Raw genomic sequence first — 21,523 nt, forward strand, 5'->3', positions numbered from 1 at the left:
CTGATATTATATGCGGCTATATCAGATTTGCTGTCGTCACTCACTGCAGCAAATTTTCTTTTATCAATGATGAAACGGATACCATAGAATGCGTACCAGTAACTACCTTCTTTCTACTCTGAAAGAGACTCCAAACGACGCAGAAGTTATCAGCCACCAGCTGATGCTACGTGCAGGTATGATCCGTAAGCTAGCTTCAGGTTTATATACTTGGCTACCTACTGGTCTACGTGTACTGCGTAAAGTCGAAAATATCGTTCGCCAAGAGATCGATAATGCAGGTGCCGTTGAAATCTTGATGCCCGTAGTTCAACCGTTTGAGCTTTGGGAAGAGACTGGCCGTTCTGAAAAGATGGGCCCTGAGCTACTTCGTTTCACAGACCGTCACTCTCGTCCGTTCGTTCTTAGCCCAACAGCTGAAGAAGTAGTAACGAGCCTAGTACGTAACGAGATCAGCTCTTACAAACAGCTACCTCTAAACCTGTACCAAATCCAGACTAAATTCCGTGATGAGCGCCGCCCTCGTTTTGGCGTAATGCGTGCACGTGAATTCTCTATGATGGATGCGTACAGCTTTGATATCGACAAAGAAGGCTTAGAAAAGTCTTACCAAGCGATGCACGATGCTTACTGTAAAGCATTCGACCGCATGGGCCTTGAGTACCGTCCAGTATTGGCAGACTCTGGCGCAATCGGCGGCAGCGGCTCTCAAGAGTTCCACGTTCTTGCTGAAAGCGGCGAAGACCTAATCGCATTCTCTTCTGAGTCTGATTACGCAGCGAACATCGAGAAAGCAGAAGCACTAGCTCCTACTGAAGAAGTTGCAGCGCCTACTCAAGAGATGGAACTGGTTGATACGCCAAACGCAAAAACAATTGCTGAACTTGTAGAACAACACGGTCTAGCAATCGAGAAGACAGTGAAGACTCTATTCGTTAAAGCTTCTGATGAAGTAGACGCTGATATCATCGCGCTAATCATCCGTGGTGACCACGAGCTTAACGAAGTGAAAGCAGAGAACCTTCCACAGGTTGCTTCTCCACTAGAGATGGCTTCTGAAGAAGAAATCCGTGCACTTGTTGGTGCAGGTCCTGGTTCACTTGGCCCTGTTGGTCTAGAGCTACCATTCATCGTTGACCGCTCTGTTGCTGTAATGAGTGACTTCGGCGCTGGCGCAAACGTAGATGGTAAGCACTACTTCGGCATCAACTGGGGTCGTGACGTTGAGCTTGCTCAAGTTGAAGACCTACGTAACGTTGTTGAAGGCGACCTTAGCCCATGTGGTCAAGGTACAATCCAACTTAAGCGCGGTATCGAAGTTGGTCACATCTTCCAGCTAGGTAACACTTACTCGAAAGCAATGAACTGTAACGTGCTTGGTCCTGATGGTAAGAGCGTAATCCTAGAAATGGGTTGTTACGGTATCGGTGTTTCACGTGTTGTTGCATCTGCTATCGAGCAAAACCACGATAAATTCGGTATCACTTGGCCAGACGCACTAGCGCCGTTCCAAGTTGCTATCGTACCAATGAACATGCACAAATCTGAGCGCGTTAAAGAAGCCGCTGAGAAGCTATACGCTGAATTAACGGCTATGGGTATCGAAGTACTATTTGATGACCGTAAAGAGCGCCCTGGTGTTATGTTTAAAGATATCGAGCTAGTGGGTATTCCGCACACTATCGTTATCGGTGATCGCAGCATGGACGAAGGTAACTTCGAATACAAAAACCGTCGTACTGGTGATAAAGAAGCTATCGCAATGGACACGGTTATCGAGCACCTTAAGGCTCAACTAGCTTAGTAATCCGATTACTGACTAGATAAACATTGAAAGGCTGCCATTAGGTGGCCTTTTTTGTACCTGTCGTTTCCCTTTAAATTCTCTTCTATTTATCACTAGAGTAAATAACGTAAGTTAATCCCCTGTTCATCTTCAAATCCGTATATTGGTGTCATCAACTTTTTGGACATGCTCACCATTGGAGGTATCGATGGATATCAAAAGCTTACTGAACCAAGCACTTAAATCAGATCTCGTAAAACAAGGCACTCAGAAACTTTCCCAAGGATCTTCGAGTTTAAGTAGCCTTTCAAAAAGCAGTAACAGCGATGGCAAGAGTAGCAGTAAGAGCACACTAGGCGCCTTCGGTGCAGGCGCAGTTGGCGGAGGACTCTTAGGTGCGTTAATGGGCTCGAAGAAAACCAAGAAAATGGGTAAGAAAGCCGCTGGTATTAGTGGCGCAGCAGCACTTGGTGCTCTCGCTTATAAGGTCTACAACGACTATCAGTCTAAACAAGGCCAGACACCCAATGTCGAGCAGGCTCAATTTGATGAGAACGATTCAAACCATAGCGTACTGATTCTAAGATCGATGATTGCAGCATCCAAAGCCGATGGCCATGTCGATGAAGAGGAGATGGCCAAGATCGAGCAAGCTGTCGAAAACATGGGCGCCGATTATCAACTGACGAAATTGGTATCTGAAGAGCTGCACAAACCGCTCGACCCAAGCGAAATCGCTCAATTGGCAACGTCACCTCAACAGGCGAGTGAGATCTACTTAGCTTCTTTGATTGTGGCCGACGAACAAAACTTCATGGAAAAGGCGTACCTGAAAGAGCTCGCGAAGCAACTCAACCTTGCTGATGAAGTCACCTATCAACTTGAACAACAAGTATCTAGCTAATCGGTAAGTACCAAACGAAGCAGTAAAGAACGGCCTAAGCAGCGAACTAACCAAGTGAGATCTTGAGCAAGGACAAACTAACTCTGAACTTGATCAGATCCACTTTGTTTTTGCTTATCTCTATGTGTATATTGAGATCAGTTATCATTTGGTTAGGTATAAAAATGAAAGTATACGATTGTTGTGATTTGGTGCGTGAACTGTATTCTCAAATTGGCAGTGGCGACCAAGGCTATATCCCTAAAGCGATCACCTGCGCGGTAAAAACATTGAATGACCTTGCTGCAGATGAATCTCTTCCTAAAGAAGCGCGTGAGCGTGCAGCATTTGCCGCTGCAAACCTACTGATCTCAGATTTCGAGGACTAATATGAACCTCGCTAATTTTGAAAAGATGGATCCTGTAATGTTGATGAGCATCGTCAACATGAAGCTACGTGACGACTTCGGTGGTGATTTGGATCGAGTGGTCAACTTCTACGAGATCGACAAAGCAGCATTGATCGCTAAACTTGCGTCTGCTGGTTTTGAATTCCTCCCAGAAGCCAAACAGTTTCGATAGTCATTTAGAACAAACTTGATTTTGAAAGACCAACCTCAGTGTTGGTCTTTTTTATTGGTGATACTTATTGGATAAACATGTAGTTAGCCAGTTATAAATTATCTGTCTACATCTATACTTTTATATCTTAGAGTCAACGAACGCTCCTTGAACCAAAGCGTATTGTTGTATAGGCTACCTAAAATAGCCTATACAACTCATCACCCAATCTGATGATAGCGAAGGATTAACAATGAAAAGACTCGGACTTTTGGCAGTTTTCGCCGCAACACTGACTGCAGGTTGCGCTTCAAATACACAGCAAGACAACTTTCGTGAAGCCTCTTTTGAGCTGTGTAATACCGAAGTCGATATTTACTCAGTAAGCCATGATGAAAGAGTACGCATTGTCTGCTCTGATGGCTCTAAATTCGCGATAAACAACGAAGACACGCTAGAAGTGATGCGTGATATCAATATTGACTACTGTGATGGCGAAGGCTTAGGCAAATTCAACGAGAGCCGCCATTATTACTCATTCAAATGTAAGTCTGGCACTCTGCTAAGCATCAGAAAGTAAAACCAATATAAGAAAACCACAAAGGGTTGATGTACAAAAATCAGCCCTTTTTAGTACCCGCAATAACCAATCTTCAAAAACAAAAAAAAGCCCCAACAGGGACCTTTTAAATCATTTTTCAAAGTAGTCGTTTGAAATTCTAGGAGAGCTTACGGATGTAAGTGAGCATGCTCGACAGCGTAGTACGTCAAAAACAAAAAGGCTCCCAACAGGAGCCTTTCAAATCGTATTTTTCAATCAAATAGCTTTAGTTCAAGGAAAAGGCGCGGAGTTTACAAACACCTTTATCTAGAAACAAAAAGGGACTCAATGAGCCCCTTTAAATGTGTTTTTCAAAGTAGTCATTTGAAATTCTAGGAGAGCACGCGGAGCTTACGGATGTAAGTGAGCATGCTCGACAACGAAGTTCAAATGACTACGAAGAAAAATTAAGCGTAAACAGGTAGACGCTTACAAATTTCTAATACTTTTGCTTTCGTTGCTTCGATAACAGACTCATCGCCCATGTTATCAAGAATGTCACACATCCAGCCAGCAAGAGCTTTCGCGTCTGCTTCAGAGAAACCACGACGAGTAATAGAAGGAGAGCCGATACGAATACCAGACGTAACGAATGGGCTACGTGGGTCGTTTGGTACTGAGTTCTTGTTAACAGTGATGTTAGCTGAACCTAGTGCTGCGTCTGCTTCTTTACCTGTGATGTCTTTGTCGATTAGGTCAACTAGGAACAAGTGGTTCTCTGTAGAACCTGAAACGATGTTGTAACCACGTGCTAAGAATTCAGCAACCATTGCTTTTGCATTAGCCACTACGCGAGCTTGGTACTCTTTGAATTCTGGCTCTAGAGCTTCTTTGAACGCTACTGCTTTACCAGCGATAACGTGCATTAGAGGACCACCTTGGCCGCCAGGGAATACTGCTGAGTTTAGTTTCTTGTAAAGGTCTTCGCCTTCGTTAGAAAGGATAAGACCGCCACGAGGACCAGCAAGCGTTTTGTGCGTTGTCGTTGTTACAACGTGAGCATGTGGAACTGGGTTCGGGTAAACGCCTGCAGCGATTAGACCAGCAACGTGAGCCATATCTACGAAGAAGTAAGCACCTACTTTGTCAGCGATTTCACGCATGCGCTTCCAATCACAAACTTGAGAGTAAGCTGAAAAACCACCGATGATCATCTTAGGCTTGTGCTCGATAGCTAGCGCTTCCATCTCTTCGTAATCGATTTGACCTGCTTCATCGATACCGTAAGGAATGATGTTGTAAAGCTTACCAGAGAAGTTTACTGGAGAACCGTGAGTTAGGTGACCACCGTGCGCAAGGCTCATACCTAGAACAGTATCGCCAGCATTCAGTAGTGCCATGTATACAGCGTTGTTTGCTTGAGAACCTGAGTGAGGTTGTACGTTTGCGTATTGAGCGCCAAACAGTTCACATGCACGTTCGATTGCTAGAGTTTCAACTTTATCTACGTACTCACAACCACCGTAGTAACGCTTACCTGGGTAGCCTTCAGCGTATTTGTTTGTAAGTTGAGAACCTTGAGCTTCCATTACACGTGGGCTTGTGTAGTTTTCTGAAGCGATAAGTTCGATGTGCTCTTCCTGACGAAGAGTTTCTTCTTGGATAGCTGCGAATAGATCCGCATCGTAATCAGCAATGTTCATGTCACGCTTAAGCATCTGTATCTCCTGACTCAGATTGTACTGAAAGTTTCAAAAAAACCACACAACGACCGAAAGCAAACGTTTCCGTCACCGTTTTGATGTGACGCATTCTACATAATTTGATCTAGGTCATAAAGAGCTAATTGCAATTTTATCATGCAGTTTTTTCATAATCACATATAAGATTCATCATGGTTATTTAGCTTATCCAACCAAAGATGACGCTTACTGTCAATTTTACGCTTTACACCCTGTAAAACGCAGATTACATAGGTTTACCTTAATTTTGCACCTCAAGCTACCGAAAGCTAAGGTTTTTCTCTACTATGCACGCCCTTATTGGTTAGGTAATTATAAAAACGATGGAAAAACACTCACGTAAAGAAGATTGGGTAGCGATTCTCACTGGCACGTTTTTAGTGGCGTTAGGCGTCTTCTTTTTACAGTCAGCGAACCTGCTTACCGGTGGTACTACTGGCTTGGCTCTGCTTTTGAGTCAATTCTTGCCTGTAACCTTTGGTATTTTATACTTTGTTGCTAATTGTCCATTTTACTTATTGGCATGGAAACGATTTGGCCGTAGCTTTGCTATTAGCAGTGCGATTTCTGGTGCTTTAGTGTCTGTGTTTGCCGATCATTTATACTTAGTTATCTCGCTAGAAGTTCATAACGAGATCTATTGTGCTGTTGCAGGCGGCCTGTTGATGGGCTTAGGTATGCTAATCCTATTCCGTCACCGCTCAAGCTTGGGTGGCTTCAACGTACTGTGCTTGTTTATCCAAGACCGCTACGGTATCTCGGTAGGTAAAACCCAAATGGCTATTGATGCGTGTATTCTGTTTGCATCGTTCTTCTTTGTGTCACCTTGGGTAATTGCCGTATCTGTTTTAGGCACCGCAGTATTGAACATCGTATTGGCAATGAACCACAAGCCTACTCGTTATTCGGTCAACTACGCGTCTTAGCGCTTACTAGCTGCCCTATGTTGTTAGTATCTGGTGCTTTAGCTTCCAGCTATGCAGGCAGAAACATTATGACCAATACATCACTAAAATAAAAAGGCTTTGGGGAGCACTCCAAAGCCTTTTTTAAATGCCTAAATCTTTAGGGGGACGTAATAATTAGGTTTGTTAAAATAGAAACAATGTTACTCTTCAATCAAGAGAATACGAGTCTCGTAAGGACGTAAGACTTGATGATGTAAGGCTACTGAAGTGTTAGCTTCTTGATAGTTAGACAACAAACTCTTCGCCTTCCTCATATCAAAACGTTCCGGTAAAACGCACTCCGCCTCTTCACCATAATAGTTGTTAATACACAGCAAGGTTTGCCCTTCGCTCTCACGTGCATACGCAAAAATGGATGAGTGCTCAGGCAATAGATCTTGATAACTACCATGAGTAATCACAGGTACTTCTTTGCGCAATTCAATCAAGCTCTTGTAGAAGTAAAAAACAGAGTCTTTGTCTTCCAATGCTTGCTCGGCGTTGATCTCAGTGTAGTTATTAGCAACATCTAACCATGGCTGTGATTGTGAAAAGCCTGCGTAAGTTTCATTGTTCCATTGCATTGGCGTGCGAGAGTTATCACGAGATTTCTGCGCTAAAATCGCCATCATATCTTGATGCGCCACACCATCACGGTTCACCATGATGTCGTACATATTGGTACTCTCAACATCACGATACTGGCTAATTTCAGTATAGCCAGGGTTGGTCATGCCAATCTCTTCACCTTGATAGATGTAAGGTGTGCCTTGCATCATATGCACAGACGCGGCAAGCATCTTGGCTGATTCAACGCGATATTGCTGATCGTTACCTAAGCGGCTCACCACTCTAGGTTGGTCGTGGTTACACCAGAATAGTGCGCCCCAACCTTTTCCGTTCAATCCCGTTTGCCAGTGATTGAAGATCGATTTGAGCTGTAAGAAGTCAAACGGAGCATTAGTCCACTTCTCACCATTAGTGTAATCGACCTTAAGGTGGTGGAAGTTAAACACCATCGATAACTCACTGTTATCAACGTTTGAGTATTGCTGGCAGTGTTCCAACGTGGTTGAAGACATCTCGCCGACGGTCACGCTACCGTACTTCTGAAATACGGCTTCGCTGATCTCTTTCAGATATTCGTGCACACGTGGACCATCGGTGTAAAAACGACGACCATCACCGATATCATCATTAGGGAAATCTTGCTGCTTTGAAATCAGGTTGATCACGTCCAAGCGGAAACCATCAACGCCCTTCTCTGCCCAGAAGCTGATAACGTCTTTCACTTCTTCGCGTACAACCGGGTTCTCCCAATTGAGGTCAGCCTGTTCTTTGGCGAACAGGTGTAGGAAGTATTGCCCAGTCGCATCATCTAGTTCCCACGCATTACCACCGAACTTAGACTGCCAGTTAGTTGGTGCTTGACCACCTACGGGATCTTTCCAAATATAGTAATCGCGGTACTGGCTGTTTTTGTCGCCCAAAGCAGATTGAAACCATGCATGCTCTGTCGAGGTATGGTTTACCACGATATCCATCACGATACGGATACCACGTTGGTGCGCTTCAGACAGCAATAAGTCGAAGTCTTCCATGGTGCCGAATTGAGGATTAATCGCGTAGTAGTCTGAGATATCGTAACCATTATCGATCATAGGAGATGCGTAAACCGGGGTTAGCCAAATCGCATCGACACTCAAATGTTTGAGGTAATCCAGTTTCGAAATGATCCCTTTGATATCGCCAGTACCCTTACTGCCACTGTCGCAGAAGCTCTTTGGGTAGATTTGATAGATGGTCGCGGTTTTCCACCAGCTTTCATCATGTTCAGTCATCGCCATCTCTAACACTCACTTACCAGAAAATATAAAATAAAAATCACCATGCAAATCATGGTCGAATAGCCGTTATACCAATCACAGTAAGTAAGTGTTCAGAAATAGCGCAGGAAAAAGGCTTGAGAACAAGGCGTAATTTTTTGATAAGTAGTTATTCTACAATCAAAAATTATAACGCAGTTATCGAGCGTTTTAACCAGCTAGGATGACCAGTTAGTTACTACGATTGGTATTATTCCTAAGAGAAAAGCGATAACTCACATTGAAGTCATCGCTTATTAAATGCATTACGCGTTCGCGGTTTCTAACTCACCCTTTGATTGGGCTCGCTTGTAGAAGAACAGGGTTAGCGTTATAGGCAGTACTATCGCCACCAGCATCGCAACTAGATAAATCGACCAATATTGAGGTTGAATCGATAGAATGCCCGGCAAGCCGCCAACACCGATACCATTCGCCATCACACCCGCGCTGCCACAGATTGCGGCTGCAACAGCACTACCAATCATTGCGCTCAGCATTGGGAATTTGTATTTAAGGTTGATGCCGTACATCGCAGGCTCTGTTACACCTAAGTAGGCTGAGATTGCCGCAGGAACCGAGATGTCTCGCTCACCTTCACGCTTACTCAAGATAATGATGCCCACTACTGCCGATGCTTGTGCAATGTTTGATAGTGCAATCAAAGGCCAGATTGGTGTGCCGCCTAAGTCTTGCATCAGTTGCAGATCCACCGCGTTAGTGGTGTGGTGAATACCCGTGATAACCAAAGGTGCGTAAAGGAAGCCAAATACTACAGAACCAAGAATCGCAAAGTCGCCTGTCATTGCCGCTTTAGCTGCGAATGCCACACCATCGCCTAACATACGACCGAATGGGCCAATGAAAGCGTGCGCTAGAATCACAGACAAAATAATAGATACAAATGGCACAACCACTAAGTACAAGTAAGCTGGGACGATGCGCTTAAGATTGGTTTCAATGAACGCCAAAGCCACACCCGCTAACATTGCAGGGATCACCTGAGCCTGATAACCGACCTTCTCAATCACAAACAGTCCAAAATCCCATACCTCAGGTACCGATTTACCTATCATGTATGCGTTCATGAGCTGTGGTGAAACCAAAGTCACACCGAGCGTGATACCCAAAATAGGGGTTCCGCCGAGCTTTTTAACCGTTGCCCAACACACACCAACCGGTAGGAAGAAGAAAATAGCTTCGCCGATCAACCATAAGAAAGAGTGAACGGTTGCCCAGAATTGACTGATTTCAACGAGGGTTTTGCCGTCGAACATGCGAATGTCGCCAATCACATTACGGAAACCAAGAATCAAACCACCAGTAATAATGGCAGGCAGCAGTGGTACGAAAATTTCGGCTAAATGGGAGATACCACGCTCAAGGAAGTTCATATTTTGACGAGCAGCCAGCTTCGCCTCATCTTTTGATGATGTCTCTTTACCTGTCTGTTCAATCAGAAGTGCGTACACTTCATCAACTTCAGTGCCAATCACAACTTGGAATTGGCCTGCGTTAGTAAAACAGCCTTTTACTAGCTTCAGTTTTTCGAGTTCAGCTTTGTTGGCCTGCTCTGTATCGTTCAATACAAAACGCAGTCGAGTCAGACAGTGGCTGACACTCGCAATGTTTTCTTTACCACCGACTAACTCGATAAGACGCGCAACGTCTTGCTTCGCTATCTTACTCATACTACCCCACCCTGGTTTCATTCAATTACTCATCTAAACCATGCAGCTATAACTACTCAGATTTAGATTTATGGGAACATTCCCAATTACGGTTATTATAATGCCCGTATGAATGGCAAATTAAAATGGGAACAGTCCCATTAATTGAAAGAGATCACACTCTAATTTTAATCTAAGCGGTTCAATTTCGCTTAATTGAGTGGATTATAGAATAGGGGATTGGGTGTGATGAGAGACCTCTGAATTACCTAAAAGCTGAGAGATCAATAGATTAGCAGCCAGCTTACCTGCAGATTGGTAACCAGGATCAATGCTAAATACTCGCGGGAATAAGAAAGAGAGAAGATCATTACCGCCAACGCCAGTTACAACCACGTCTTCACGTTGTAGTTCTTGCAGACGCTTGATCACGCCAAGAGCCAATGTGTCACTGGCACAAACAAGCGCTTGAGTCGTAGGGCTCAGTACCTCATCCACCAGCTGATAAGCGCTTTCATGATGAAGCTGCCCAGTACGATAGTTTGCAATCACTCCGGTGCTTTCACACCAATCAAGATAAGCCTTAAGACGCAGTTCACCGGTTGATTTATCACTAGGATCAACACCAATAAAGCCAACGTCAGAGATCCCCTGATCCGATAAATGCGCCAACGCACTATTGATCACCTGCTGGTTATCATAGTTAATCGATGTGACATTCTCGGTATCCAGAGCAATAACCACGGCTTTGTGTTCCCACGCTTCGATCGCTGGAATATCACAATCCGTAAAGCCAAACACAATGATGCCATCCACATTGCGACGCTTTAGAACCTGAAGATGCTCGTTGGTTTTGTCTCTATCGAATTGGCTTTCCATGATCACCACATCGTAATCCGCTCGATACAACTCAGCTAGCATGGTGCTAACGGCTTTGTTTTCAGAGGGAGAATCTAAACGAGAGATGATCACGCCGATGACTTTTTGACTGCCACCGCGCATAGACTGCGCTGACTTTGAAGGCGTGTACCCAGATTCTTGAATTACTCTTTCCACCCTTTCACGGGTTTCAGGTTTCACTTTAGGATCATTGGTCAGAACGCGAGATACGGTTGACTTACCAACACCGGACAGCTTAGCAATATCGAGAATAGTGAGTTTTTTGCTCATAAAAAGTCTAACGTTAAAGGGAAGAGAAGAAAAAGTGAGGGTAGATTCCCTCACTTAACTGTTTGTAAATCCTAGCAGTTCTTACTATGACTTACTTTTGGCAATTTCGATAGACTACGCGACCAAGTTCTAGACGTGCATTGTCACCTTTCGTGCGCAAAGTGATGCTGTTAATCATCTCTGAAGTGCCATCATCTAAGATGTATTTGGTTCCTGAGCCCGCTGGAACTTGAGTCAGGCGGTACTCATTATCAGGCAAGCGTAATACCGCTTTTTCATTATCAAGGTAAGACACATCAAACGAAACGTCAGACTCACATTGATAAGTCACGAATTGATCATCCGATGTTGCGCTATCAGTCTCAGGGGCTGCTGATTTAGAGCACCCAACCAATGCTACCGTACATAGAGATGCTACCAACATAGCTTTCATACTTCGTTCCTCATCTTTATATAGTCAACGACACTTAGCGTATTCACAGGTTCGAAAAACCTAATGTAAGTGCCTAATGATAGGTCCATACCTTAGTGGCAAATAAACGTTTAGCCTTTTAAGAAAGCGGGTACGTCTTTAATGCTATCAAGTACCACGCTAGCCAACGCTTCACCTTTTTCAGTGATTGGTTTACCGGTTCTTACCAAGACTTTAGTGCCAACACCTGCGGCTTCTGCAGCCATCATGTCTTCAGCTTTATCGCCAATCATCACAGAGTTAGCCATATCAATCTTCAGAAAGTCACGAGCAGAAATGAACATGCCTGGCTTTGGCTTACGACATTCACAATCTTGCTTGTAGTCACCAATGCCGTGCTCAGCGTGGTGAGGACAGTAATAAATGCCATCGAGCTCGACACCATTATCAACAAAGTTCCAATCCATCCACTGCGTTAAAGAAAGAAAACGGTCTTCGCTAAACATGCCACGAGCAATGCCTGACTGGTTAGTCACTAGCACCAATAAATAGCCCATATCTTTAAACGCTTTCGCCGCTTCAAACACACCGTCGATGTATTCAAAGTCATGCTCATCATGTACGTAGCCGTGATCAACGTTAATCACACCATCACGATCTAAAAAAACAGCCGGTTTAGACAAAATTCAGTTCTCTATCAACTCTCTATTAATCATTAATTATTACACGCTTTATTTGCTTCATCACTATCTATTTAGTTTTGCGTTCGTTAACGATTTGTTTCTAACCTAGCAATACGATCGACGTTTAGCCGTCTAGACGTAAAAATATCTATTGACTTAGATCATAGAACACCATAGCATCGTCTGTAAATCGAACGAGCTATCGATATATTATTCTGTTTTACCTGCACGAGTTTCCCTATGATTAAAGTGAATCAAGTCAACAAGGTTTTCTATCAAGGCACTAAAGAAATCAATGCCTTAATTGATATCAACCTCCACATTCCTCAAGGTCAAATATTTGGAGTCATCGGCTCTTCAGGTGCAGGCAAAAGTACCCTGATCCGTTGTGTAAATATGTTGGAAGCTCCTACCTCTGGTGAAGTGATTGTTGACGGTATCGACCTAACAAAACTCAGCAAATCAGAACTCAGCGAAGCGCGCCGTAACATTGGCATGATATTCCAACACTTCAACCTGCTGTCTTCTCGTACTGTATTTAACAATGTAGCACTGCCTCTAGAACTTGCCGGTAAAGATAAAGCGATTATTGAAGCGAAAGTGAGCGAGTTACTTGAACTGGTTGGCCTTGCTGATAAGCGTGACACCTACCCTGCAAACCTTAGTGGTGGTCAAAAGCAGCGTGTTGCGATTGCTCGCGCACTGGCCTCTGACCCGAAAGTACTGCTGTGTGATGAAGCGACCAGCGCACTGGATCCAGCAACCACTCAATCTATTCTTGAGCTGCTGCGTGAAATCAACCGCAAGCTGAACATCACTATCCTGCTTATTACTCATGAAATGGATGTAGTGAAAAGCATTTGTCACGAAGTGGCGATCATTGGCGGTGGTGAATTAGTAGAGAAAGGCACAGTCGGTGACATCTTTGCACACCCTAAGACAGAACTAGCACATCAGTTTATACGCTCAACTTTGGATCTGACGATTCCTGAAGATTACCAAGCACGCTTGCAAGAAACTCGCGTAAACAGCAGCTACCCGCTGGTACGCCTTGAGTTTACGGGCGCAACGGTTGATGCTCCGCTAATGACGCAAATCGCACGTAAGTTCAACATCGACGTCAGCATCTTAAGCTCTGACCTTGATTACGCCGGTGGCGTGAAGTTCGGCATGATGGTCGCTGAGCTGTTCGGTAATGAAGCAGATGATAATGCTGCTATCCAATTCCTACGCGACAACAATGTAAAAGTAGAGGTGCTTGGTTATGTCCTTTAGTTTCAACGAGATTGCTGACTGGATCAGCCTTAACGGTAACCTTCTATTAGGCGCAACGGGCGAAACACTTTACATGGTTGCTGTTGCAGGCATTGTTGGCTTTGCTGTCGGTATTCCATTAGGCGTGATTCTACACACGACTAAAAAAGGTGGTCTGTTAGAGAACACCAAAGTAAACAAGATTCTAGGTGCGATTGTGAACGTGGGTCGTTCAGTACCTTTCTTAGTTTTGATGGTTGCGATTATCCCACTGACTAAGATGCTGATTGGTACCTTCATCGGTACAACAGCTGCGATTGTTCCACTAACGATTGGCGCTATCCCATTCGTGGCTCGACTTATCGAGAGTGCACTACTTGAAGTACCAACAGGTCTAGTAGAAGCAGCTCAATCGATGGGTGCAACACCAACACAAATCATCAATAAGGTTCTGCTTCCTGAAGCACTACCGACTATTATCAACTCAGTAACGATTACGCTAGTAACACTGGTGAGCTACTCGGCAATGGCAGGTACGGTTGGTGGTGGTGGCCTAGGTGATGTCGCGATTCGTTACGGATTCCACCGTTACGATGTGACCATCATGGCTGTAACAGTGGTGATGTTGATTGTGCTTGTACAAATTATTCAATCAATCGGTGATTCATTAGTTCGCCGCGTTGACCACAGATAAAGACTCAGCGTTGAAACGCAAACTATCTAAGACAAGAGTCGTCTGAACCAAATTAAATAGATTTATTAAAAGGAGATTATTATGAAATTTAGCCTTAAAGGTTTACTTACTATCGCAGCAGCGGCATCAGCGCTAGTACTAGCAGGTTGTGGTGATAAAGAAGTAGATACTTCTAAAGTAAAAGTTGGCGTAATGGCAGGTGCTGAAGCGCAGGTTGCTGAAGTTGCAGCTAAAGTAGCAAAAGAGCAGTACGGCCTAGACGTTGAACTGGTTACTTTCACGGATTACGTAACACCAAACGCGGCACTGGATGATGGCTCTATCGACATCAATGCATTCCAACACGCACCGTACCTAGATCAGCAAGTGGCTGACCGTGGTTACAAACTGACTATCGCTGGTAACACGTTTGTTTACCCTATCGCTGGTTACTCTAAAGAAGTGAAATCAGTAGACGAAATCCAAGACGGTGCTCGTATTGCTGTACCAAACGACCCTACAAACCTAGGTCGCTCTCTACTTCTTCTTGAGCAACAAGGTCTTCTTGAACTTCGTGAAGGCGCTGGTCTTCTAGCTACAGTTCGCGACATCGTGGGTAACCCTAAGAACCTAACGATTGTTGAACTAGACGCAGCTCAACTGCCGCGTTCTCTTGATGATGTTGCTCTATCTATCATCAACACAACTTACGCGAGCTCTATCAACCTGACTCCACAAAAAGATGGCGTATTCGTTGAAGACAAAGATTCTCCTTACGTAAACCTAATCGTTTCTCGTGAAGACAACCTAAACGCTGAGAACGTACAAAACTTCGTTAAAGCTTACCAAACTGAAGAAGTGTACAACGCAGCTTCTGACATCTTCCAAGGTGGCGTCGTTAAAGGTTGGTAATCAACTAAACGACAGCACTGTATAGATACCCGAAGGGGCTGACATAACGTCAGCCCCTTTTTTATTGATTGCCGTTGGCTAATTACCACCAAGCTTCCACTTGCATGCCGACACTCATTTCGCTGTTTTTACCTTCACCGAAAGCATTGTCGTTTTCAGCATCATTCAGGTAAGTGGCGAAGATACGGAATTCAGGACGAGACCAGAAACCCACTTGCGGAACCCAAGCCTGAGCGACAGTGAACTTACCACCCGCACCGTCTTGGTTATTAATGCTTTCAACAAAGCCACCAATTTCAAGAATGGTACGCATACGCTTGTCCCACTTATAAAGCGGACGGATTACTGCACTGAACGACTCATCATCACTGTTATTCGCACCAACACCCGATGACGCAGCATAACGAACCGTGTGGCCAAATTCGATGTTCTCACCAATCGCAAGCACACCCCAGTTAATCAATCGGAAGCCATCAGCATCGTTGTTGTTTGCATCACGAACGATGCCCTTACCGGTACCAAAGGTTGTCATCTGTTCGGCATAGCCAGAGTTAGCCACTTGGAGAATGGTTTTGTTAAAACCACCCGCTAGGTTTTGATTTAGACTGGCTGTCAGCATCACGCTATCATCCGCGTCTACCGTTTGGCCCTGCTTTTCATTGGCAAAGTTCATATCAATACCGACCTCAAGGTCTGCATTGTTCCACAATGGAATACCCGCATAACGTATATCCGCAATCATGGCTGTGGTCTCTTTGCCATCAAACACATCGCCTGTCACTGTGTCTTGAATCAAAGCCACCGATAATTTACCTGGTCCCATATTGATGTGTTCAACACCCGCACCAATACCGCTTACATCCCAGTAGTAGTTATCAACGATGTGAACATCATGGCGTTGGTAGTAGCGCTCACCCGCCCAAATGCCAATATCCTTGTCTTCAAAAAGCCCTACCGCTTGAACATTGAGTTGAACTACATCAACGCTTTTATCCGCCGCGTTCTCATCTTGGCCTTGCCAGTACGACAACATGGAATCAACTAAAAATGAAACGTCGTCCTCAGCATACACTTCTTTTCTAAAACCAAATTCTCCATACAGGTCATTTTCGTTGCCGAGTCGTCCAACTTTACTCACCTCCCATTTACTATTTGAACCGCCTTCATTACTCAGGCCAACGCCGCCGCGCATGTAGCCATTAAACTCCAATGGCGTGGTTTCATCAGCGTATAAATTAGGTGCAAGTAAAGCAGTAGAGAGTGCAGCAGCAATAGGTAACAGTTTCATCGTCCATTCCTTTCAGATCTAGAATCAGGTTATTATTTATAAATGGGAACATTCCCATGGGATCGATCCCATTTATATTGAGCAGAATATAAATTGAAAGAGAACTGATTGATTATTGTGATCAGGCTAACTATTGAGGTAACTAAAAATTGATGGGTGTTGGATTATTTCAATGAATACATTGGCGCTAAAGAAAGAGCTGAATATCACGTTCTGTGCGTATTTAAAGGGGAAAAGGGTAACGATAAGAGAGTAATAAAGATCGAGCTAAGATAAGTAACGAAGTCACGGCATCGGGGATGACGTAAGGATATAAGCATTTGATATAAAAATATAAATAACATCGGAGCACTAAATTAGCACTCCGATATCTAAAGCATGACGCTTAGATAACCACAAGCAGACTACTTCAGGTGATCCCAAGAGATGTTTGACACCAATCGGCAGTCATCACACTTGAAATAGAAAATATCGTGGATAGGCGCATCTAGCAGCCATTCGCCACCACATTGTGGGCATTTGCGCTCTTTTTCATCTTTCAGGCTGATCCCACCGACACGGTACAAGTAGTAGTAGGTTGGAACCTTAGTCAGATATTCAATGCGCCCTCTTAGGCCCCAACCGCGTTTAAACAACACACTCTTAGTGTCACTGATCTCGGTTAGCGTTGCGTGTTCAGCGCGACAACCACCACCCATTTGTATTTCATCACAGGCTTGCCATTCTGTCTGCCATTTCAATACGGCTTTATGGTCGCCATTGAATGTAGGTGGATTGCGATACAAAGGGATTGGTAGCAAGCTATCACCACTGCGCAGCGGCGAACAGGTGTGCACGAATGTCGTGTATAACACCTGCCAGCTTGGCGTTTCATCTTCTGCCACTTCTTCTGAGTTCAGATCTCGACCTAGCAAACGCATTTTAGGCGCTAGTAGGCTCGCGTTAGACAAGCGATCAAAACACACTTTCACAAAGTCTGAGTGATTACGCGGGTGCAAGCTATCTTGCTCCGGGCACACAACGCGAACATAGAATTCACCATCGCCCATCACGATTGGGAACTCACGACCTAACACTTGTCCGTTATAACGAAGTGCATCCATTAAGCCATTAACAGCCTTGTCGACAGCGCTTACCGTTGTGTTATCAAAACACTCAAATTGAAGTTCTAGTACGTACATCTATTTATACCGCTGGTTGTAACTTTTCTAAGAATTCTGCCAATGTCTCGGCTAGTACATCACGATTTTTGGTGCCTAAGCGCTCTAGAATCACGTTACCCGTTAGGTTACAGATAGAGATCACGTCCAATTCAGCGTCAGTTGCTGCGATGAAAACCGTTGGCTTTAGCTTCAAACGACGTTGAGTCACTAGGTGGCCTAAGATGTTTTCTTGTAGACACTCGAAGTCTTCATCACTCCAAATCTGTAATAACGTCAGATCGTTACCATCAAAAGTTGCGTTCATATCTGCGCTGTATTGTGCGCCGTAGAAAGTTTTGATGTCTTCATGCAGCGTCAACTCGATACCCGTTTCAACGTTAGTGAAATCAGCGAATTGCTCACGTGGATAGTGCTTCCATAACACGGCATCGCCGCTCTTTTCTTCTACACATGGCGATACCACGTCCACCAACTCCTCATTGCGAGGTAAGCTTTGGTGTTGCTGTTGCCACGCGTCAACGTATCGCTGACTAAAAGAAAGTAGTGCGTCTTGAGCACGTTGAGTCATGAAAATCTCCTAAACACAAAATAATAAATAGAATCCGAGCCCTTTCCGTGCCGATTAAGCGATGACTTAATGACAGGGTAATGGGGATTCAGTAAAATCGACCCCATTCTAATCGAATTTGAAACGAAAGTATGAGCAAATATTCTGACGCAAAAGAGCTAGCGGGTTTAACCCTAGGCCAAAAAACTGAGTACTCTAACCAATACGATGCAAGTTTATTGCAACCAGTACCTCGTAGCCTGAATCGTGATGATCTTGCGCTAAACGGTGAACTGCCTTTTGTTGGTCATGATATTTGGACGATGTACGAACTTTCGTGGCTAAACACTAATGGCCTACCGCAAGTCGCCGTGGGTGAAGTTTTCATCCCTGCAACGAGCCCAAACTTAATTGAATCAAAATCTTTCAAGCTGTACCTAAACAGCTATAACCAGACTCAATTTGAAAACTGGGATCAAGTAACTGAGCGATTGACCCAAGATTTGTCAGCATGTGCAGGCGAAACTGTCATTGTGAATGTAAACTCAGTAACCGACTACACCAACCAACCTATCGTAACGATGGAAGGCGACTGTATCGACAACCAAGATATCCGAATCACTAGCTACGACTTTGAAGCATCACTGCTTGAAGGCGCTGCTGGCGAACAAGAAGTGGAAGAAACACTGCACAGCCACCTATTGAAGTCGAACTGTTTGATCACCAACCAACCAGACTGGGGCAGCGTTGAGATCGCATATTCAGGTAAGCAAATTGACCGTGAAGCTCTGCTACGCTATTTAGTTTCTTTCCGTGAACACAACGAATTCCACGAACAATGTGTTGAACGTATCTTCACTGACATCATGAAATACTGTAGCCCATCTAAGCTAACTGTATTTGCTCGTTACACGCGTCGTGGTGGTCTGGATATCAACCCATACCGTTCAACAGAGCAAGATAGACCAAGCCACAACAAGCGTATGGCTCGCCAATAATAGGCTCAAGACACACACTTATTGGAACCTACCTCATCTTTAAAGGGACATTGAAATGCGTTGGTTATACGTCGTTAGCCTATTTATTTTAAGCTTAAGCACATCGGTTAATGCGTCGGTCTATTCATCGGCGCTGCTCAACGAAGCCAATAACTTGGTTGAGATCGAGCCGAGCCAAGCAAAACAAATGGCCAACAGCTACCTAACGCTTCGTGTCCTTTCTGATCAACGCGAGAAAAGCCCTTCGGCGATTTCTCGCGAAGAGACAGACTCTTCGATTCGTACGCCAAACAGCAGCATCGATGCCTACAAGATCTTAGCGAAAGCCGAGTACAACCTTGGCAACATTCGCATTGCAATTCAGCACATCGACAAAGCCTCTGAGCTCGCGAAAACCTATAAGCTTGAGTACCTCAAACTGGATCTAGAGATCCTAAAAGTACGCTTACTTTGGCTAAGTGACAGAAAGTCCGCCAAAGCAAAGGCAGATCTCGCCAATATTGAAGCAAACCTAGAATCGGTGAATAAAACCTTACGTCTGACGGAAGGCATTACCTACCGCTTGATCATGTTGAAAGCCGATATCGCCTCTTACGATAACAAGATCGATGAAGCGGAAAAGTTCTACCAAGAAGCGAAGACCTATCTCGACCAGCGTTACTCTGAAAAAGTGACCATCGACTACCATATCTCGGTCGGTGAATTTTACCTGAACCACAAAGAGTACAACCACGCGCTATCTGAGTTGTTGTATGGCTATTGGAAGTCGGTAGAAGGAAACTTAAGCTCTCGTTTGGCTAAGGTAAACCGCCTACTGGCACAGCTTTTCTTTGAGCGCCAAGTATTAGACAAAGCACTAGAACACCTATCTCAAGCCGCTGATTTTTATGATAACTTTGAAAATTCTCCAGTATTAGCACAAGTGCTTAAGAAAATGGGCGATGTGTACTTTTACCAAGGTAAATACAACCTTGCCCTAGTGCATTTCTTCAACGTCCTGGATCATGAAAGTACTGACCGAGATATCTACCAAGTCATTGATATTCGTCTAAGTTTATCGGCAACATACTTACGTCTTTATAACTACCCTCTTGCAGAGCAGTACCTAACCCGTGCCCTTGAACTGCTGGAGTACACGGACATTCCGAAACTGGAAGGCCGCGCAGCACTGCTATCAGCAGGTTTGGCTTACCATCTGCAAGAGAGCGAAGATGTCATCAAGCATGCGACACGCGCACTTGAGATCTCGCGTCAGGTCGAGAATATGCGTTTATCGCAACGTTCATACTACTTACTCTCTCTAGGTTATGAGCAAGCAGGTCGCCCACAACAGGCGTTGGCTAACCTTAAGCAATACAACAGTCTTGTCTCTTTAGAACAGCAAAAACTCAACCGTGTTGGTGAAGACGCATTCCGACAACAGAAAGAGTTTGCTGAACAAACCCTGCACTACGCAGGCCAAGCGCAAGAGCTAGAGAAATACAAACTGGAACATCGTAAGTTCCAGAAGATCTCGTTCGCCCTATTCTTGTTCAGTATTATCTTGTTCTTCTTTGTGTTGCGTCGCGGCTACATCATTCAAACCTTAGCCAAGGAAGTGGACTCACTGCGCACCGACCTGTTTACGCACTCACGTTCAAAGCTTCCGAACCTAAGAATGCTCAATGCGAAGCTTTCAAATTCATTAGAGCAAACCAGCCAAACCTTTGAGCAATGGCAGATGGGTGAATTGATTCATGAACCACTCAACGACCGTTTACGCTTCGTGATGATTGACTTGCCATTCCTACGCAACATGTACACGCAAAATGGTTATAAAGCGGGTCTCGAGCTCGAAGACGCTTTTGGTGAGTTCTTAAAATCAAAGCTTGAAGGCCCAGCTCGTGTTTACCACTTCTCGGACGCGAACCTGCTTTATATCGAACCTAACTCAGACCGTGATTTATCACCTGAGGCGATGTTCAAAAAGATTCAGTCTTGGGTGAATAACTTCGAACCAGAACGCAACATAAACCGAACCGTTCGCATGGGCATCGCGGATTACCCGTTCTTACCACGCGCTTACACAGCGATTAACGATCAAGAGCTGCTCGACGTGTTATTGATGTCGACCAACCTAGCGCGTGAGATAAGTCTTAAAGAGCGCAGCAGCCAGTGGGTATACCTCAAAGCTATCGACAATGCACCAGCTGCAAGCCTTGCAACCGGTAACATAAGAGAAGCGTGTAAACATGCGATTAATCAAGGGTTAATTAAAATACAATCGTCGTACCAGAATGAGGACAACATCAAAAAAATGCTAAAAGATGACTGATTTGCGAGCGGTTAAGACTTGCAAGTCGTGACCTTATTTTTAGTTTTGTTATTATCGATGTAACGGAATTTCATCAAAATGATCGAGATCGGTCTACGCGGCGCTAATTAATAC

At 44.5% G+C, this 21,523-nt stretch carries 20 protein-coding genes; 11 read left to right on the forward strand and 9 right to left on the reverse strand.

The features are described 5' to 3' along the window. Window positions 1–88: 88 nt before the first annotated feature. From OQJ75_RS00650 to OQJ75_RS00670, 5 genes are all read left to right on the forward strand, one after another. Window positions 89–1,804 (forward strand): proline--tRNA ligase, encoded by a 1,716-nt coding sequence (locus tag OQJ75_RS00650; protein WP_065675226.1) that lies wholly within the window; start codon window positions 89–91, stop codon window positions 1,802–1,804. Window positions 1,805–1,994: 190 nt separating this feature from the next. Next, window positions 1,995–2,690 carry a tellurite resistance TerB family protein gene (locus OQJ75_RS00655; RefSeq protein ID WP_265970496.1) on the forward strand — a complete coding sequence of 232 codons (696 nt, stop codon included), beginning with the start codon at window positions 1,995–1,997 and terminating at the stop codon, window positions 2,688–2,690. A gap of 164 nt (window positions 2,691–2,854) precedes the next feature. Beyond that, a complete protein-coding gene (locus tag OQJ75_RS00660) occupies window positions 2,855–3,058 on the forward strand; it encodes a YaeP family protein (RefSeq protein ID WP_008222923.1) in 204 nt (67 codons plus the stop codon). Between the two features lies 1 nt (window position 3,059). Continuing rightward, window positions 3,060–3,251 (forward strand): DUF4250 domain-containing protein, encoded by a 192-nt coding sequence (locus tag OQJ75_RS00665; protein WP_010436438.1) that lies wholly within the window; start codon window positions 3,060–3,062, stop codon window positions 3,249–3,251. Window positions 3,252–3,483: 232 nt separating this feature from the next. Continuing rightward, window positions 3,484–3,810 carry a hypothetical protein gene (locus tag OQJ75_RS00670; protein ID WP_248372483.1) on the forward strand — a complete coding sequence of 109 codons (327 nt, stop codon included), beginning with the start codon at window positions 3,484–3,486 and terminating at the stop codon, window positions 3,808–3,810. Window positions 3,811–4,238: 428 nt separating this feature from the next. On the opposite strand, the gene glyA is transcribed toward OQJ75_RS00670, so the two are convergent. After that, window positions 4,239–5,489, reverse strand: coding sequence for a serine hydroxymethyltransferase (gene glyA / locus OQJ75_RS00675; protein WP_248397569.1), 1,251 nt, complete (start codon window positions 5,487–5,489; stop codon window positions 4,239–4,241). A 347-nt stretch (window positions 5,490–5,836) separates the two neighbouring features. Here glyA and OQJ75_RS00680 point away from each other — a divergent pair, with 347 nt between their 5' ends. Beyond that, the gene (locus OQJ75_RS00680; RefSeq protein WP_048661205.1) at window positions 5,837–6,439 is read left to right on the forward strand and encodes a YitT family protein; all 603 of its coding nucleotides are present in this window, start codon (window positions 5,837–5,839) and stop codon (window positions 6,437–6,439) included. A 182-nt stretch (window positions 6,440–6,621) separates the two neighbouring features. Here the strand turns inward: OQJ75_RS00680 and treC are convergent, their stop codons facing one another. From treC to gmhB, 5 genes are all read right to left on the reverse strand, one after another. Next, window positions 6,622–8,307 (reverse strand): alpha,alpha-phosphotrehalase, encoded by a 1,686-nt coding sequence (gene treC / locus OQJ75_RS00685; protein ID WP_265970497.1) that lies wholly within the window; start codon window positions 8,305–8,307, stop codon window positions 6,622–6,624. Window positions 8,308–8,591: 284 nt separating this feature from the next. Next, window positions 8,592–10,016: a PTS trehalose transporter subunit IIBC gene (gene treB / locus OQJ75_RS00690; protein WP_265970498.1), complete on the reverse strand. Its 1,425-nt coding sequence runs from the start codon at window positions 10,014–10,016 to the stop codon at window positions 8,592–8,594. Between the two features lie 204 nt (window positions 10,017–10,220). After that, window positions 10,221–11,165, reverse strand: a complete 945-nt coding sequence (gene treR / locus OQJ75_RS00695; RefSeq protein ID WP_265970499.1) for a trehalose operon repressor TreR — start codon at window positions 11,163–11,165, stop codon at window positions 10,221–10,223. Between the two features lie 91 nt (window positions 11,166–11,256). Further along, window positions 11,257–11,598 carry an MliC family protein gene (locus OQJ75_RS00700; protein WP_048612235.1) on the reverse strand — a complete coding sequence of 114 codons (342 nt, stop codon included), beginning with the start codon at window positions 11,596–11,598 and terminating at the stop codon, window positions 11,257–11,259. Window positions 11,599–11,708: 110 nt separating this feature from the next. Continuing rightward, window positions 11,709–12,260, reverse strand: a complete 552-nt coding sequence (gmhB, locus tag OQJ75_RS00705) for a D-glycero-beta-D-manno-heptose 1,7-bisphosphate 7-phosphatase (protein ID WP_060468351.1) — start codon at window positions 12,258–12,260, stop codon at window positions 11,709–11,711. A 240-nt stretch (window positions 12,261–12,500) separates the two neighbouring features. Between gmhB and metN the strand changes: the two genes are divergently transcribed. The 3 genes from metN (at window position 12,501) to OQJ75_RS00720 (ending at window position 15,099) form a co-directional block, all read left to right on the forward strand. Next, complete coding sequence (gene metN, locus OQJ75_RS00710) at window positions 12,501–13,535, forward strand: methionine ABC transporter ATP-binding protein MetN (protein WP_017060763.1); 1,035 nt, start codon at window positions 12,501–12,503, stop codon at window positions 13,533–13,535. Then, the gene (locus OQJ75_RS00715; RefSeq protein WP_017060764.1) at window positions 13,525–14,208 is read left to right on the forward strand and encodes a methionine ABC transporter permease; all 684 of its coding nucleotides are present in this window, start codon (window positions 13,525–13,527) and stop codon (window positions 14,206–14,208) included. Before metN ends, OQJ75_RS00715 begins: the two co-directional genes overlap by 11 nt. 81 nt (window positions 14,209–14,289) lie before the next feature. Then, entirely contained in the window at window positions 14,290–15,099 is an 810-nt protein-coding gene (locus OQJ75_RS00720) for a MetQ/NlpA family lipoprotein (protein WP_017069493.1), read from the forward strand. A gap of 82 nt (window positions 15,100–15,181) precedes the next feature. On the opposite strand, the gene OQJ75_RS00725 is transcribed toward OQJ75_RS00720, so the two are convergent. The 3 genes from OQJ75_RS00725 to syd all read right to left on the reverse strand — a co-directional run bounded on the left by OQJ75_RS00725 (window position 15,182) and on the right by syd (window position 18,118). Then, entirely contained in the window at window positions 15,182–16,387 is a 1,206-nt protein-coding gene (locus tag OQJ75_RS00725; protein ID WP_265970500.1) for a carbohydrate porin, read from the reverse strand. Between the two features lie 404 nt (window positions 16,388–16,791). Next, a complete protein-coding gene (locus OQJ75_RS00730; protein WP_265970501.1) occupies window positions 16,792–17,568 on the reverse strand; it encodes a Zn-ribbon-containing protein in 777 nt (258 codons plus the stop codon). Window positions 17,569–17,572: 4 nt separating this feature from the next. Beyond that, a complete protein-coding gene (syd, locus tag OQJ75_RS00735) occupies window positions 17,573–18,118 on the reverse strand; it encodes a SecY-interacting protein (RefSeq protein ID WP_265970502.1) in 546 nt (181 codons plus the stop codon). A 131-nt stretch (window positions 18,119–18,249) separates the two neighbouring features. Between syd and queF the strand changes: the two genes are divergently transcribed. Both queF and OQJ75_RS00745 read left to right on the forward strand, forming a co-directional pair. After that, complete coding sequence (queF, locus tag OQJ75_RS00740; RefSeq protein WP_265970503.1) at window positions 18,250–19,095, forward strand: NADPH-dependent 7-cyano-7-deazaguanine reductase QueF; 846 nt, start codon at window positions 18,250–18,252, stop codon at window positions 19,093–19,095. A 55-nt stretch (window positions 19,096–19,150) separates the two neighbouring features. Then, on the forward strand, window positions 19,151–21,409 hold the full coding sequence (locus OQJ75_RS00745) for a tetratricopeptide repeat protein (protein ID WP_265970504.1): 2,259 nt from the start codon (window positions 19,151–19,153) through the stop codon (window positions 21,407–21,409). The last annotated feature ends 114 nt before the right edge of the window (window positions 21,410–21,523 follow it).

Source organism: Vibrio sp. 14G-20, assembly GCF_026241515.1.
Lineage (GTDB): Bacteria > Pseudomonadota > Gammaproteobacteria > Enterobacterales > Vibrionaceae > Vibrio.

Bases quoted from the DNA above. Each gene is read 5' to 3' on its own strand.
- OQJ75_RS00650 (WP_065675226.1), top strand. From the start codon at position 89: ATGCGTACCAGTAACTACCTTCTTTCTACTCTGAAAGAGACTCCAAAC.
- OQJ75_RS00655 (WP_265970496.1), top strand. From the start codon at position 1,995: ATGGATATCAAAAGCTTACTGAACCAAGCACTTAAATCAGATCTCGTA.
- OQJ75_RS00660 (WP_008222923.1), top strand. From the start codon at position 2,855: ATGAAAGTATACGATTGTTGTGATTTGGTGCGTGAACTGTATTCTCAA.
- OQJ75_RS00665 (WP_010436438.1), top strand. From the start codon at position 3,060: ATGAACCTCGCTAATTTTGAAAAGATGGATCCTGTAATGTTGATGAGC.
- OQJ75_RS00670 (WP_248372483.1), top strand. From the start codon at position 3,484: ATGAAAAGACTCGGACTTTTGGCAGTTTTCGCCGCAACACTGACTGCA.
- glyA (WP_248397569.1), bottom strand. From the start codon at position 5,489: ATGCTTAAGCGTGACATGAACATTGCTGATTACGATGCGGATCTATTC.
- OQJ75_RS00680 (WP_048661205.1), top strand. From the start codon at position 5,837: ATGGAAAAACACTCACGTAAAGAAGATTGGGTAGCGATTCTCACTGGC.
- treC (WP_265970497.1), bottom strand. From the start codon at position 8,307: ATGGCGATGACTGAACATGATGAAAGCTGGTGGAAAACCGCGACCATC.
- treB (WP_265970498.1), bottom strand. From the start codon at position 10,016: ATGAGTAAGATAGCGAAGCAAGACGTTGCGCGTCTTATCGAGTTAGTC.
- treR (WP_265970499.1), bottom strand. From the start codon at position 11,165: ATGAGCAAAAAACTCACTATTCTCGATATTGCTAAGCTGTCCGGTGTT.
- OQJ75_RS00700 (WP_048612235.1), bottom strand. From the start codon at position 11,598: ATGAAAGCTATGTTGGTAGCATCTCTATGTACGGTAGCATTGGTTGGG.
- metN (WP_017060763.1), top strand. From the start codon at position 12,501: ATGATTAAAGTGAATCAAGTCAACAAGGTTTTCTATCAAGGCACTAAA.
- OQJ75_RS00715 (WP_017060764.1), top strand. From the start codon at position 13,525: ATGTCCTTTAGTTTCAACGAGATTGCTGACTGGATCAGCCTTAACGGT.
- OQJ75_RS00720 (WP_017069493.1), top strand. From the start codon at position 14,290: ATGAAATTTAGCCTTAAAGGTTTACTTACTATCGCAGCAGCGGCATCA.
- OQJ75_RS00725 (WP_265970500.1), bottom strand. From the start codon at position 16,387: ATGAAACTGTTACCTATTGCTGCTGCACTCTCTACTGCTTTACTTGCA.
- OQJ75_RS00730 (WP_265970501.1), bottom strand. From the start codon at position 17,568: ATGTACGTACTAGAACTTCAATTTGAGTGTTTTGATAACACAACGGTA.
- syd (WP_265970502.1), bottom strand. From the start codon at position 18,118: ATGACTCAACGTGCTCAAGACGCACTACTTTCTTTTAGTCAGCGATAC.
- queF (WP_265970503.1), top strand. From the start codon at position 18,250: ATGAGCAAATATTCTGACGCAAAAGAGCTAGCGGGTTTAACCCTAGGC.
- OQJ75_RS00745 (WP_265970504.1), top strand. From the start codon at position 19,151: ATGCGTTGGTTATACGTCGTTAGCCTATTTATTTTAAGCTTAAGCACA.